Genomic DNA, 14,390 nt, shown 5'->3' on the forward strand with positions numbered 1-14,390 from the left:
CGCGGCGACGACGGCGGAGACGGCGTCGTCCCGCGCGGCTGATGACTGTCCCCCCAGTGAGATCCCAGGAGCAACGATGCCCTCAGCACGTCCCCCAGCCCTGCGACGGAGCGGCCTGCGCCGCACCGTCGGGCTGTTCGCCCTCAGTGCCCTCGTCGGCACCGCCGCCCTCGCGGGCGGCGCCGTCTCGGCGACGGCGGCCCCGGTCGACCCGGGCGCCCTCCCGCCCCAGGAGCCCGGCGTCACGCTGCGCACCTTCCAGGTGCCGCCCGGCATCAGCCAGCTCTGCACCCTGCGGGGTGGCACCACGCCGAACGTCGACAAGCTCATGCCGGTCGTGGACTTCACGACGGACGACGACTTCGGGCTCGTGGACAACTTCCTCACGCACGTGCGGGCCAACCTGATCGTGCCCGAGGCCGGCAGCTACGGCTTCCGCGTCACGAGCGACGACGGTTCGCGCGTCACGCTCGACGGCCAGCAGATCCTCGACAACGACGGCTTCCAGGACTCGACCTCGGTCGAGACCGCCGTGACGCTGGAGCCGGGCGCGCACGAGCTGTTCGTCGAGCACTTCGAGGGCGGCTACGGACAGCGTCTGCTGCTGCAGTGGAAGCCCCGGGCGCGGCCGACTGGGCCACGATCCCCAGCACCAACCTCAGCACCGACGCCGGTGTGGTCCGCGTGACCGCCCCCGGCACGAAGTACTGCGAGGGCGCCGAGGACACGGCCGGCGACGGCCTGCAGCTCGACTCGGTGAACCCCAACTACACGCTGACCGACCTGCGCCCGGCCGACTTCGAGCCCAAGGTCTCCGGCCTCGCGTTCAACGACGCGGACCAGCTCCTGGTCACGACCACCGGCTCCGTCAGCGCCGGCGGCTGGGTCCCCGACGCCGAGCCGGGCGAGGTCTTCCTCCTCGACAACGTGGTGGGCGAGACGAGCGCCGAGGAGGTCGTGCACACGAAGATCGCCACCGACCTGCTCAACCCCATGGGCATCGACGTCATCGACGACCTCATCTACGTCTCCGAGCGCCACCAGCTCACCGAGCTCAGCGACCCGGACGGCGACGGCTTCTACGACACCCACCGCACCGTGGCCGAGTGGCCCGACGGCGGCAACTTCCACGAGTTCGCGTTCGGCCTGATCCACGACGAGGAGAACTTCTACGTCAACCTGTCGGTCGCGATCGACAACGGCGGCGCGACGACGAACCCGCAGCCCGCCGAGGGCCGCGGCACCACGCTCCGCATCGACCGTGAGACCGGTGAGGTCGAGGTCGTCGCGGGCGGCCTGCGGACCCCGAACGGCATCGCGTTCGGCCCCGAGGGCGAGATCTTCGCGATGGACAACCAGGGCGGCTGGCTCCCGAGCTCCAAGTTGGTGCACGTCGAGGACGGCCGGTTCTTCAACCACTACACGAACCCGGCCGGTCCGTTCGACGACGAGCCCGTCACCCCGCCGGCCCTGTGGATCCCGCAGAACGAGATCGGCAACTCCCCGAGCACGCCGATCCTGCTCGACGAGGGTCCCTTCGCTGGCCAGATGGTCTTCGGCGACGTGACGTACGGCGGCCTCCAGCGTGCCTTCCTCGAGGAGGTCGACGGCGAGTACCAGGGCGCCGTCTTCCGCCACACCGCCGGCCTCGAGGTCGGCGTCAACCGCGTCATCACCGGCCCCGACGGCGCGCTGTACGTCGGCGGCACGGGCGAGGGCGGCAACTGGGGCGAGTCCGGCAAGCTGGTATACGGCCTGCAGAAGCTCAGCCCGGTCAACGAGAGCACGTTCGACATGGCGTCAGTCGCCGTCGTCGAGGGTGGCTTCGAGATCACCTACACCGAGCCGATCTCGCAGGAGACGGCCGACGCGATCGCGACCGCCTACCGCGCGGAGCAGTGGCGCTACGTGCCCACGGCCGCCTACGGCGGTCCGAAGGTCAACGAGCAGATCCTCAACGTCACCTCGGCCACCGTGTCCGAGGACCGCACCACCGTGACGCTGCAGCTCGACGGCCTCGAGCCCGGCAACGTCGTGCACCTGCGCTCCCCGCGTCCGTTCGAGTCGGAGTCGGGCCAGGAGCTGTGGAGCACCGAGGCCTGGTACACGCTGAACTCGCTCCCCGGCTACGAGGCCCCGGCCGACCGCGGCTGGTACGAGGCCGAGTACGGCCAGATCACCGGCAGCGCCGGGATCGACCGCGAGCACAACGGCTACTCGGGTGACGGCTTCGTCGACAGCTTCGACACGGTCGGCGCCGGTGTCACCTTCCCCGTGACGGTCGACGAGGCCGGCACCTACCCGCTCAACCTCCGCTACGCCAACGGTCCGAACCCCTACCAGGGTGACAAGGACGTCTCGCTCTACGTCAACGGCGAGAAGGTCGGGCCGTGGACGCTGCCCGACACCGGCGCCTGGAACAGCTGGGGCACCGACACCACCGAGGTCGCGCTCCGCGCCGGCGTCAACGCCGTGAAGCTGCAGTACGACACGGGCGACGACGGCAACGTCAACCTCGACCTGCTCACCGTCGGCGACGGGCTCGACATCTGCGCCCCCGCCGAGCTCGAGGACGGCTACACCGGTCTGTTCGACGGCACGCTCGCCAGCTTCGAGGACTGGAACATGGCCGGCCCCGGCTCGTTCGGCCGTCAGGCCGACTGCAGCCTCCGCGGCGACGGCGGCATGGGTCTGCTCTGGCACGGCGAGGAGCTCGGCGAGTACAGCCTCAAGCTGGACTGGAAGCTCATCAAGGACGACAACGGCGGCGTGTTCGTCGGGTTCCCGGACCCGGGCACCGACCCGTGGGTCGCCGTCGACGAGGGTTACGAGATCCAGATCGACGCGACCGACGAGGACGACCGCACCACCGGTGCGATCTACACCTTCCAGGGCGCCGACCTCGAGGCGGTCGAGGCCAACCTCAACCCGGTGGGCCAGTGGAACGCCTACGAGATCGTCGTGCAGGACCAGACCATCAAGGTCTTCCTCAACGGCGCGCTGGTGAACGACTTCACCAGCACCGACCCGGCCCGCGACCTGGCCTCGGGCTTCATCGGTCTCCAGAACCACGGCGGCGGCGAGGCGGTCAGCTACCGCAACGTCCGCGCCCTGGACCTGGCCGAGCGCACCGCCGTCACCCCGGCGGCCGTGACGTTCGCCGACGTGAGCGGCACCGACGACGACACGTTCACCGTGCCGGCGGTCGAGGGTGTCGCCTACCTCGTCGACGGCGACGTCGTGGAGGCCGGGACCTACCCGGGCACCGGCACGGTCACCGTGACGGCGCGCGCCACCGAGGGCTTCGTGCTCGTCGGCGGCGTCGACCCGCAGTGGGTGTACACGTTCGACGACACCGTGAGCAACGTCGTCATCCCGTCCGAGCAGGTCTCGATCGGCATGTACTCGCTCAAGCCGTGGGTGGACGAGGTGGGCGTCGAATCCGTCGTCGACCGCCTCTCCTCGATCGGTCTGGAGAACATCGAGCCCTACGGCGAGACGTTCGGCGACTACACGGCGCTGGAGTTCCGCAACCTCGCCGACGAGCTCGGTCTCGCCGTCCCGTCCTCGCACTACGACGTCGCGGAGGACACGTTCGAGGACACGCTGGACTTCGTCTCCACGCTGGGACAGTCCTACGTCGGTTCGGGCGGGTTCCCCGCACCGGGCCTGGGCGGCTTCGACCGGGAGCCGACCTACGACGAGGTCGTCCAGACCGCGGCCGCGATGGACCGGCTCGGCAAGCGCTCCGTCGAGGCGGGGGTGGGCAAGTTCTTCGGCCACAACCACTCGTGGGAGTTCACCACCTCGTTCGTCGAGGACGGCGTGACGAAGACGGCCTGGGAGATCCTGGTCGAGAAGACCGACCCCGACTACGTCACGTTCCAGCTGGACGTGGCCTGGGCCGCTCACGCCGGCATGGACGTGGTCGACCTGCTCGACCGCTACGACGACCGCGTGGAGCTGCTCCACGTCAAGGACGCCACGGGCCTGACCACCCAGCCGTGGCCGACGTTCGTCAACCTCGGTGAGGGTGACGTTCCGCTGCAGGCGATCCTGGCCAAGGGCCAGGAGATCGGCGTGGACTACTTCGTCATGGAGTACGACCTCGCGCCCGACGGCGAGGACTTCGTCGCCGAGGGCTTCGAGTACCTCACCGGCGTCCCCGCCGGCGAGCCGAACGATCCCGAGCCCACCGACCCGGTCGTCGTGCCGGTGGAGGACGTCTCGATCGGGATGTTCTCGCTGTTCCCGTGGACGAACCAGGTCGGCGTCGCGCCGGTCCTGGAGCGCATGTCCTCGATCGGTTTCCAGAACGTGGAGCCGTTCGGCGCGAACTTCACCGGCTACACGGCCCCGGAGTTCCGGGCGCTCACGGACCGCCTCGGTCTGAACGTGCCGACGTCGCACTACAACACCAAGGTGGACACGTTCGACGAGACCCTGCAGTTCGTCGGGACCCTCGGGCAGCGGTACGTCGGTTCGGGCGGGTTCGCCGACCCCGGCATCACGTCCTACGAGAACGTGCTGGCGACGGCGGCCACGATGAACCAGCTCGGTCAGCGCTCCGTCGACGCGGGGGTGGGCAAGTTCTTCGGCCACAACCACGACGGCGAGTTCACGACGACGTACGAGCACGAGGGCGAGGTGCGCTCGGCCTGGGAGATCCTGGTCATGGAGACCGAGCCCGAGTGGGTGACGTTCCAGGTGGACGTCGCGTGGGCCACGCACGCCGGTGTGAACGTCGTCGAGCTCCTCGAGGAGCACGGTGAGCGGATCGATCTGCTCCACGTCAAGGACGCCGTCAACCTCGGCGGCACGCCCGCGAAGGCGAGCCCGACGTTCGTGAACCTGGGCGAGGGCAGGGTCCCGCTGCAGGCGATCCTGACCGAGGCGCAGGAGCAGGGCGTCGAGCTGTACACGATCGAGTACGACCTCGCGCAGGACGGCGAGAGCTTCGCGGCCGAGGGCTTCGAGTACCTGACCGGTCTCGAGGCCGGCGACCCCACGCCCGTGCCCTTCGTGGACGTGCCCGTGCTCACGCAGTTCTTCGACGAGATCTCGTGGCTGTTCGAGAACGAGATCTCCACCGGTTGGGAGACGGAGGCGGGGCGCGAGTTCCGTCCGCTGACCCCGATCGCGCGTGACGCGATGGCGGCGTTCCTCTACCGCCAGGCGAACTCCCCGGAGTTCACGGCGCCGACGGTCTCGCCGTTCGCGGACGTGTCCACCGACAACCAGTTCTACAAGGAGATCACCTGGCTGTACGAGGAGGGCATCTCGACCGGATGGGTGAACGCCGAGGGTCGTGAGTTCCGTCCGCTCGAGCCGATCGGTCGCGACGCGATGGCGGCGTTCCTGTACCGGATGGCCGACTCGCCGTCCTTCACCGGACCGGTGGTCTCGCCGTTCACCGACGTGGCTCCGTCCACGCAGTTCTACAAGGAGATCACCTGGCTGGTGAGCGAGGGGATCGCGACGGGGTGGGTCGGCAACGACGGGACGGCGGAGTACCGCCCCGTGAGCCCGATCAACCGTGACGCGATGGCCGCGTTCCTGTACCGCTACGACGACGCGGGCTTCTCCGACGTCGGCTAGTCCCAGGTAGCTCGCCGCCGCCCCCGGGCCCCTCGGACCCGGGGGCGGCGTGCGTCCCGCCGCCGTTGCGCGCACGGATGGTCGGTTCCGGGACGCCGAAGCGACCACCGGCGCGCGCAACGCGCCGCCGGCCGCGAGGATGGATGCATGACGCGCCACGCCCGCACCGCAGCCTGGGCCGCCGTGGTGCTGGTGGGCGCCGTCGGGCTGACCTCCTGCGCGGGGATCACAAACGGCGCGTGCACGGCGATCGGGTGGTCGAACGTGCTGACGGTGCAGCTCGACGGCGAGGCGTCCGACCTCGCCGAGGTCGCTGAGGTAGCGCTGTGCGTCGGCGACGAGTGCGTCACGGGCGAACCGGAGAGGACGCCCCCGGCCACCCTCGGGACGTCCTGGGCCGTTCTCGGGGCGGTGTCGCTCTTCCCGCGGGACGACGACGACGGGCCTTGGCTCTACGCGATCGACGGACGGCCGGAGGAGCTCACGGTCCGGGCGAGCGCCGCCGACGGCACGGTGCTGACCGCCACCCCGGTGACCCTCGACTGGAAGCGGGTGGGCGGCAGCGCCAGGTGTGGCGGCCCCCACGAGGCGTCGGTCGCGGTCGATCTCTGACCCGGCCTGACCCGGCCTGACCCGGCCCGGCCCGGCCCCCGCGCCCGCCGTTGCGCGCACGGTTGGTCGGTTCGGGGGCGCCGAAGCGACCATCGGTGCGCGCAACGCGGCGTCCCGACCTGACCGACGGCGCCCGACCTGACCGGCGGCGCCCGACCTGACCGGCGGCGCCGGACCTGACCGGCGGCGGGCGCCCCGCCGTCGGGATGCCGTCAGGGAATCACGCCCGGCCGTATGGGTTCCGTGAGGATGGCTCACCCGCCCCCGGCGACGGGTGTGGAGTCGGAGCCGTGATCATCTTCCAGACCGTCGCGGCCGTCCTCGGCGTCGCCGCGCTCGGCTACCTCGTCCTCGCCCTCCTCACGCCCGAGCGGTTCTGATGAACCCGGCCCTCGCCGCCCTGCTCCCGGTCGCGGTCCTCGCCGTCGCCCTCGCCGCGATCCACCGCCCGCTCGGCGACCACCTCGCCCGCACGTACACCTCGGGCCGCGACCTCGCGCTCGAGCGCGGCCTCTACCGCCTCACCGGCGTCGACCCGCGCGGCGAGCAGACGTGGCGCGCCTACCTGCGCGGCGTGCTCGCGATCTCCGTCGTCGGCATCGCGCTGCTGTTCCTGCTGCAGCGCACCCAGGCGATCCTCCCGTACGCCCTCGGCCTGCCGGCCGTCCCGGCGGACCTCGCGTTCAACACCGCCGTCTCGTTCGTCACGAACACGAACTGGCAGTCGTACTCGGGCGAGCTCACCCTCGGCTACACGGTCGCGATGCTCGGCCTCGCGGTGCAGAACTTCGTCTCCGCCGCGGTGGGACTCGCGGTCGCGATCGCCCTGGTCCGCGGCTTCGTCCGCCGCCGCAGCGGCACGCTCGGCAACGTCTGGGTGGACGTCACGCGCAGCATCACGCGCGTCCTGCTCCCGCTGTCGATCGTCGCCGCGCTGGTCCTCGTCGCCGGTGGTGTGGTGCAGAACCTCACCGGGTTCACCGAGGTCACCACCCTCGCGGGCGGGACGCAGCAGATCCCGGGCGGGCCGGTCGCGAGCCAGGAGGCGATCAAGCTGCTCGGCACCAACGGCGGCGGCTTCTTCAACGCCAACTCCGCCCACCCGTTCGAGAACCCCGGCGCGTGGATCAACCTGCTGCAGGTGTTCCTCATGCTCGCGATCCCGTTCAGCCTCCCGCGCACCTTCGGCACGATGCTCGGTCAACCGCGTCAGGGCCGCACGATCCTCGCCGTCATGGCGGGCCTCTTCCTCGCCTCGCTCGCCCTCACCACGTGGCTGGAGCTGCGCGGTGCCGGCGCAGCCCCCGAGCTCGCCGGTGCGGCGATGGAGGGCAAGGAGCAGCGGTTCGGGATCATCGGCTCGGTCCTGTTCGCCGCCACCGGCACCCTCACCTCCACGGGCGCCGTCAACTCGATGCACGACTCCTACACCTCGCTGGGAGGCATGCTCCCGCTCGTCAACATGATGCTCGGCGAGATCGCGCCCGGTGGGGTGGGCTCCGGCCTCTACGGCATGCTCGTGCTCGCCGTCGTCGCGGTGTTCCTGGGCGGCCTCATGGTGGGCCGCACGCCGGAGTACCTCGGCAAACGGCTCGGCCCTCGCGAGCTCACGCTCGCGAGCCTGTTCATCCTCGTGACGCCGCTCCTCGTCCTCGCCGGCACCGCGCTGAGCTTCGCGATCCCCGCGGTGCGGGCCGACGTCGAGGCCACCTCGATCGCCAACCCCGGCATCCACGGCCTCACCGAGGTGCTCTACGCGTTCACCTCGGCCGCGAACAACAACGGCTCCGCGTTCGCCGGACTCACGGCGGACACGCCCTGGTTCAACCTCGCGCTCGCCGCGGCCATGCTGCTCGGCCGGTTCCTCCCGATCGCGATCGTGCTGGCGCTGGCGGGATCGCTCGCCGCGCAGGACACCGTCCCCGCCACCGCCGGGACCCTCCCCACGACGAGGCCGCTCTTCGCCGGCCTGCTCGGCGGCGTGACCCTCGTGGTCACCGCCCTCACCTACTTCCCCGTCCTGGCCCTCGGGCCCCTGGCTGAAGGCCTCTGATGTCCCCGACCACCCTGCGCCCGACGGCGCCCACCCCCTCCGACCCGACCCCCTCCGACCCGACCTCCACCGCCCCCGCGCCCCGCAGCCGGAAGCGGCGCGCCCTGACAGCCGCGCAGGTCCGACAGGCCCTCCCGGTGGCCCTGCGCAAGCTCGACCCGCGCGAGCTCTGGCACAACCCCGTGATGCTCGTCGTCGAGGTCGGCGCCGCGTTCACGACGGCGCTCGCGATCGCCGAGCCCTTCCTGGGCGGTCCGCAGGACTCCGGCGGTGCCCCGATCCCCGCCGCGTTCACCGCGATCATCGCCGCGTGGCTCTGGCTGACGGTGCTGTTCTCCACCCTCGCGGAGGCCGTCGCCGAGGGGCGCGGGAAGGCCCAGGCCGACAGCCTGCGCGCCACCCGCAGCACGACCCCCGCCACCGTCGTGCGGGTCTACGACGCGGTCCACGACCCGGCGGCCGGGAGGGCCGCCACGACCCAGGAGCCGTCCTCCGACCTCGTGGTGGGCGACGTCGTCGTGGTCGTGGCGGGCGAGCTGATCCCGGGCGACGGCGACGTCGTGCACGGCATCGCCTCGGTCGACGAGTCGGCGATCACCGGTGAGTCCGCCCCGTGGTGCGCGAGAGCGGCGGCGACCGCAGCGCCGTCACCGGCGGCACCCGGGTGCTGAGCGACCGCATCGTCGTCCGCATCACCAGCAAGCCGGGGGAGACGTTCGTCGACCGGATGATCGCGCTGGTCGAGGGAGCCTCGCGGCAGCGCACACCCAACGAGATCGCGCTGAACGTCCTGCTCGCGAGCCTCTCGGTCATCTTCCTCGTCGTCACCCTGACGCTGAACCCGATCGCCTCCTACGCGGCGGCACCCGTGAGCCTCACGGTTCTGGTGGCGCTGCTGGTGTGCCTCATCCCGACGACGATCGGCGCTCTCCTGTCGGCCATCGGCATCGCCGGCATGGACCGCCTCGTGCAGCACAACGTGCTGGCGATGTCGGGCCGCGCCGTCGAGGCGGCGGGCGACGTCACCACCCTGCTGCTCGACAAGACCGGCACCATCACCTACGGCAACCGCCGGGCCACGGACGTCGTCCCGCTCACCGGTGTCACCCGCGAGGAGCTGCTGCGGGCCGCCGCGCTCGCGTCGCTGGCGGACCCGACGCCGGAGGGCGCCTCGATCGTCGTCCTCGCCCGGGAGGAGGGCCACACGCATCTCGACGGCGACGCCCCCGCCGGCGAGGTCGTCCCGTTCACGGCGCAGACCCGGATGAGCGGCCTCGACCTCGCCGACGGGACCCGGTTGCGCAAGGGCGCCGGCTCCGCCGTCGCCGCCTGGGTCGCCGACGCGGGCACCGACCTGCCGCCGGCCACCGCCGCCGAGCTCGACGGCGCCGTCGCGGCGATCTCCGCGAGCGGCGGGACCCCGCTGGTCGTCGCCCACCAGGCGGGCGGTGCGGCGCGCGTCCTCGGCGTCGTCCACCTCAAGGACGTGGTCAAGGCCGGCATCACGGAGCGCTTCGCCGAGCTCCGCTCGATGGGCATCCGCACCGTGATGATCACGGGTGACAACCCCCTGACGGCCGCTGCGATCGCGGCGGAGGCCGGCGTCGACGACGTCCTGGCCGAGGCCACGCCCGAGGACAAGATGGCCTACATCCGCAAGGAGCAGGCCGGCGGCAACCTGGTGGCGATGACCGGCGACGGCACGAACGACGCCCCCGCGCTGGCGCAGGCGGACGTCGGGGTCGCGATGAACACCGGCACCTCGGCCGCCAAGGAGGCCGGGAACATGATCGACCTCGACTCCGACCCGACCAAGCTCATCGACATCGTCCGCATCGGCAAGCAGCTCCTCATCACGCGCGGCGCGCTGACCACCTTCTCCATCGCCAACGACGTCGCGAAGTACTTCGCGATCATCCCCGCCATGTTCATGGGGGTCTTCCCCGGCCTCGCGACGCTCAACGTCATGCAGCTCGCCACCCCGGCCTCGGCCGTGCTCTCGGCGGTCGTCTTCAACGCTCTCGTGATCATCGCGCTCATCCCGCTGGCGCTCCGGGGGGTGGCCTACCGGCCCGTGTCCGCCTCGGCGCTGCTGCGCCGGAACCTGCTCGTCTACGGCCTCGGCGGTGTCGTCGGGCCGTTCGTCGGCATCAAGATCGTCGACCTTCTCGTCAGCCAGCTGCCCGGCTTCTGACCCCCAGAACTGGAGATCACTCGTGTCCACCCTTCGCCAGTACGGCGTCGCCCTGCGGTTCCTGCTCGTCGCCACCCTCGTGCTCGGCCTCGGCTACCCGTTGCTCGTGACCGGCCTCGCCGCCGTCGCGCTGCCCCACCAGGCGGCCGGCTCCCTCGTCCGCGTCGACGGCCAGGTCGTGGGCTCGTCCCTGATCGGCCAGTCGTTCGCGGGTCCCGACGGCGCGCTCCCGGGCTACTTCGCCCCCGGCCGTCAGCCGCCGGGGACGGGTACGACGGCGCCGCCTCCTCCGGCTCCAACCTCGGCCCCGAGAACCCCGACCTCGTCGCCGCGATCGCCCAGCGGCAGGCGGAGATCGCCGAGCGCGAGGGGGTCGCCGTCGCCGACGTCCCCGCCGACGCGGTCACCGCCTCGGCCTCCGGGCTCGACCCCCACATCAGTCCCGCGTACGCGCTGCTGCAGGTGCCGCGCGTCGCCGCCGAGCGCGACCTGCCCGAGTCCGAGGTGGAGGCGCTCGTGCGGTCTAGCATCGCGGGGAGGGACGCCGGCTTCCTGGGCGAGCCCCGCGTGAACGTCCTCGCGCTCAACCTCGCCCTGGACGAGCAGCAGGCGTGAGCCCGAGGAGAACGACCGCATGAGCAGCACCGACGGCCACCGCGGGCGAGGCACGCTCCACGTCCTCCTCGGCGCGGCCCCCGGCGTCGGCAAGACGGTCGCGATGCTCGAGGAGGGCCACCGGCTGCGGGAGGCGGGCTCCGACGTCGTCGTCGCCCTGGTGGAGACGCACGGACGGACGGCGACGGCGGCCGCGCTCGGTGACCTCACCCTCGTCCCGCGCCTGACCGTCGGGCACCGCGGCGTCACGCTGAGCGAGCTCGACGTCGACGCGGTGATCGCCCGCGCGCCCGACGTCGCCCTCGTGGACGAGCTCGCCCACAGCAACGCGCCGGGGTCGCCCCGGGCCAAGCGGTACGAGGACGTCGCCCTGCTGCTCGACGCCGGGATCGACGTCCTCACCACCGTCAACATCCAGCACATCGACTCGCTCAACGGCGTCGTCGAGCAGATCACCGGGGTGGCGCAGCGGGAGACCGTGCCGGACGCGGTGCTGCGCGGCGCGGACCAGGTCGAGCTCGTGGACGTCGCGCCCCCGACGCTGCAGGGCCGCCTCGCGCAGGGGAAGGTCTACCCCGCCGAGCGGGTCGACGCGGCGCTGTCGAACTACTTCCGGCTCGGCAACCTCACCGCGCTGCGCGAGCTCGCGCTGCTGTGGCTCGCCGACGAGGTCGACTCCTCGCTGCGCTCCTACCGCGACGCGCACGCGATCTCCTCCACGTGGCAGGCGCGCGAGCGCGTCGTCGTCGCTCTCACCGGGGGCGCCGAGGGCGAGACGCTGCTGCGGCGGGGAGCCCGCATCGCGGCGCGCACGGCCGGCGGTGAGCTGCTCGCGGTGCACGCCATCGCCGCCGACGGGCTGCGGTCCGCGTCCCCGGGCACGCTCGCGGAGCAGCGCACGCTGGTGGAGAGCCTCGGGGGGTCGTTCCACCAGGTCGTGGCCGAGAACGTCGCGAGCGCTCTGGTGGAGTTCGCGCGCGGGGTCAACGCGACCCAGCTCGTCATCGGTCTCAGCCGCCGGGGACGGCTCCGCTCGATCCTCGGCGGACCCGGCGTCGGCCGCACGGTCATCGGCGAGGCGGGCTCGATCGACGTCCACATCGTCAACCACGACGCCGCGGGAGGCGGGCTGCGGCTGCCGCGCCCGGCCCGCGGCGTGGGTGGACTCTCCGGCGGGCTGACGGCTCGCCGACGGCTCCTCGGCCTTGCGGTCTCCCTCCTCGGTGGACCTCTGCTGACCTGGGCGATGATCGGGTGGCGCTCGCCCGAGTCGATCATCGGCGACGTCCTGCTCTACCAGCTCCTCGTCATCGTGGTCGCGCTGGTCGGCGGGCTGTGGCCGGCGCTGCTCACGGCGGTCCTGTCGGGCATGACGCTCGACTTCTTCTTCATCGAGCCGTTCCACACGATCACCGTGGCCGAGCCGCTCCACGTGCTGGCGCTCGCGCTCTACGTGGTCAACGCCATCCTGGTGAGCTACGTCGTCGACACCGCCGCGCGGCGCTCGCGGACGGCGCAGCGCGCCGCGGCCGAGTCGGAGCTGCTCGCGGGGGTGGCGGGCAGCGTGCTGCGCGGGCAGGACGCGCTCGAGGCGATCCTCGGGCGCACGCGCGAGGCGTTCGGGCTCGCCGCCGTGCGCGTCGTGGTGGACGGCGAGGTGCTCGCGGCGTCGCCCGCGCGAGGGACCGGCACGGCCGCGACGGCGACGGCGGAGGTCGCGACGGCGGAGGTCGCCGTCGGGGAGCGGGGCGTGCTGGAGGTCGTGGGCCGCGTCCCGACCCCGTCCGAACGCCGGCTGCTCGGCGTGATCGCCGCCCAGGTCGACGTCGCCCTGGAGCACACCGACCTCGAGCGCACGGCGCGCTCGCTCGCCCCGCTGGCCGAGACGGACCGCGTGCGCAGCGCGCTGCTGTCGGCCGTCAGCCACGACCTGCGGCGGCCGCTCGCCGCCGCCGTCACCGCCGTCGGGGCGCTCCGCTCCACGGACGTGGCGTGGTCCGAGGCGGACCGTCGCGAGCTGCTCGCCACCGCCGACGAGAGCCTCGGGACGCTCACGTCGCTGGTGACCGACCTGCTGGACGTCACCCGCCTCGAGGCGGGGGTGCTCGCCGTCGCGACCGCGCCGACCTACCCGGGCGACGTCGTCGTCGCGGCGCTGGACGAGCTCGGGCTCGGCCCGGGCGACGTCGAGCTCGACCTGGCGCTGCCGGCCGTACCGCTGCTCGCCGATCCGGCGCTGCTGCAGCGCGTGGTGGTCAATCTGCTCAGCAACGCGGTGCGTCACCACGGGGCGGCCGCGGGCGCCGTCCGGATCACGACGTCGCTGCTCGGCGAGACCGGCCAGATCCGGGTGATCGACCGCGGCCCGGGCATCCCACCCTCCCAGCGCGAACGCGTCTTCGTGCCGTTCCAGCGGCTCGGCGACACCGACAACGCGACGGGTCTCGGGCTCGGGCTGGCGCTGTCGCAGGGGTTCGTCGAGGGGATGGGTGGCACGCTGGAGGTCGAGGACACCCCGGGTGGCGGGGTGACGATGGTGGTGGGCCTCGCCGTCGCCGATCGGTCGAGCAACCAGGAGCACGCGTGAAGATCCTCGTCGCCGACGACGACCCGCAGATCCTCCGCGCGCTGCGGATCACCCTCCGGGCGCGGGGCTACGACGTCGTCACGGCTGCGGACGGCGCGGGGGCGCTGAACGCCGCCGTCGAGCACACCCCCGACCTCGTGATGGTCGACCTCGGGATGCCGAACCTCGACGGGCTCGAGGTCATCCAGGGGATCCGCGGCTGGTCGAGCGTGCCGATCCTCGTGGTGTCCGGGCGGACGGGGTCGGCCGACAAGGTCGAGGCGCTGGACGCCGGCGCCGACGACTACGTGACCAAGCCGTTCGCCATCGACGAGCTGCTCGCGCGGATCCGGGCCCTGTCGCGGCGCGTGCAGCACGAGGTCGTCGAGCCGACCGTGACGTTCGGGGACGTGGTGGTGGACCTCGCCGCCACGACCGTGCGGCGCGACGGCGCGGCGGTGCGCCTGACCCCGACGGAGTGGCTGTTCCTGGAGCTCCTGGTGCGGAACGAGGGGCGCCTGGTCACCAGGCAGCAGCTGCTGCAGGAGATCTGGGGCAGCGAGCACGTGACCGACACCGGCTACCTGCGCCTGTACGTCTCGCAGCTGCGGCGCAAGCTCGAGGCGGATCCCGCCCAGCCCCGCCACCTCCTCACCGAACCCGGCATGGGGTACCGCTTCCAGCGGTGAGGGGCCGCGCGGGCACCCGGCACGGGCGTCCACGGTGCGGACAGCCCGTCGCCCCGGGGTGCG

General features: G+C 72.3%; 7 protein-coding genes and 2 pseudogenes. All 9 read left to right on the top strand.

What is annotated here, in order from left to right; genetic code table 11:
- Positions 1-76: 76 nt before the first annotated feature.
- The 9 genes and pseudogenes from C8046_RS19490 (at position 77) to C8046_RS12880 (ending at position 14,327) form a co-directional block, all read left to right on the top strand.
- Entirely contained in the window at positions 77-688 is a 612-nt protein-coding gene (locus C8046_RS19490) for a PA14 domain-containing protein (RefSeq protein ID WP_235866320.1), read from the top strand.
- Positions 610-5,598 carry a family 16 glycoside hydrolase gene (locus C8046_RS19495; protein ID WP_235866321.1) on the top strand — a complete coding sequence of 1,663 codons (4,989 nt, stop codon included), beginning with the start codon at positions 610-612 and terminating at the stop codon, positions 5,596-5,598. Before C8046_RS19490 ends, C8046_RS19495 begins: the two co-directional genes overlap by 79 nt.
- A 147-nt stretch (positions 5,599-5,745) precedes the next feature.
- Entirely contained in the window at positions 5,746-6,210 is a 465-nt protein-coding gene (locus C8046_RS12850) for a hypothetical protein (RefSeq protein ID WP_109229789.1), read from the top strand.
- Positions 6,211-6,500: 290 nt separating this feature from the next.
- Positions 6,501-6,590 (top strand): K(+)-transporting ATPase subunit F, encoded by a 90-nt coding sequence (gene kdpF / locus C8046_RS18830; RefSeq protein WP_199224474.1) that lies wholly within the window; start codon positions 6,501-6,503, stop codon positions 6,588-6,590.
- The gene (gene kdpA / locus C8046_RS12860; protein WP_109229791.1) at positions 6,590-8,263 is read left to right on the top strand and encodes a potassium-transporting ATPase subunit KdpA; all 1,674 of its coding nucleotides are present in this window, start codon (positions 6,590-6,592) and stop codon (positions 8,261-8,263) included. Before kdpF ends, kdpA begins: the two co-directional genes overlap by 1 nt.
- Positions 8,263-10,457: pseudogene (gene kdpB / locus C8046_RS12865) on the top strand (potassium-transporting ATPase subunit KdpB). The gene kdpA and the pseudogene kdpB overlap by 1 nt, the downstream one beginning before the upstream one ends.
- 106 nt (positions 10,458-10,563) lie before the next feature.
- Positions 10,564-11,072 (top strand): annotated as a pseudogene (gene kdpC, locus C8046_RS12870) (potassium-transporting ATPase subunit KdpC).
- Positions 11,073-11,091: 19 nt separating this feature from the next.
- The gene (locus tag C8046_RS12875; protein ID WP_109229792.1) at positions 11,092-13,659 is read left to right on the top strand and encodes an ATP-binding protein; all 2,568 of its coding nucleotides are present in this window, start codon (positions 11,092-11,094) and stop codon (positions 13,657-13,659) included.
- Positions 13,656-14,327 (top strand): response regulator transcription factor, encoded by a 672-nt coding sequence (locus tag C8046_RS12880; protein WP_109229793.1) that lies wholly within the window; start codon positions 13,656-13,658, stop codon positions 14,325-14,327. Before C8046_RS12875 ends, C8046_RS12880 begins: the two co-directional genes overlap by 4 nt.
- Positions 14,328-14,390: the final 63 nt, after the last annotated feature.

The organism is Serinibacter arcticus (assembly GCF_003121705.1).
GTDB lineage: Bacteria > Actinomycetota > Actinomycetes > Actinomycetales > Beutenbergiaceae > Litorihabitans.

Bases quoted from the DNA above. Each gene is read 5' to 3' on its own strand.
- C8046_RS19490 (WP_235866320.1), top strand. From the start codon at position 77: ATGCCCTCAGCACGTCCCCCAGCCCTGCGACGGAGCGGCCTGCGCCGC.
- C8046_RS12850 (WP_109229789.1), top strand. From the start codon at position 5,746: ATGACGCGCCACGCCCGCACCGCAGCCTGGGCCGCCGTGGTGCTGGTG.
- kdpA (WP_109229791.1), top strand. From the start codon at position 6,590: ATGAACCCGGCCCTCGCCGCCCTGCTCCCGGTCGCGGTCCTCGCCGTC.
- C8046_RS12875 (WP_109229792.1), top strand. From the start codon at position 11,092: ATGAGCAGCACCGACGGCCACCGCGGGCGAGGCACGCTCCACGTCCTC.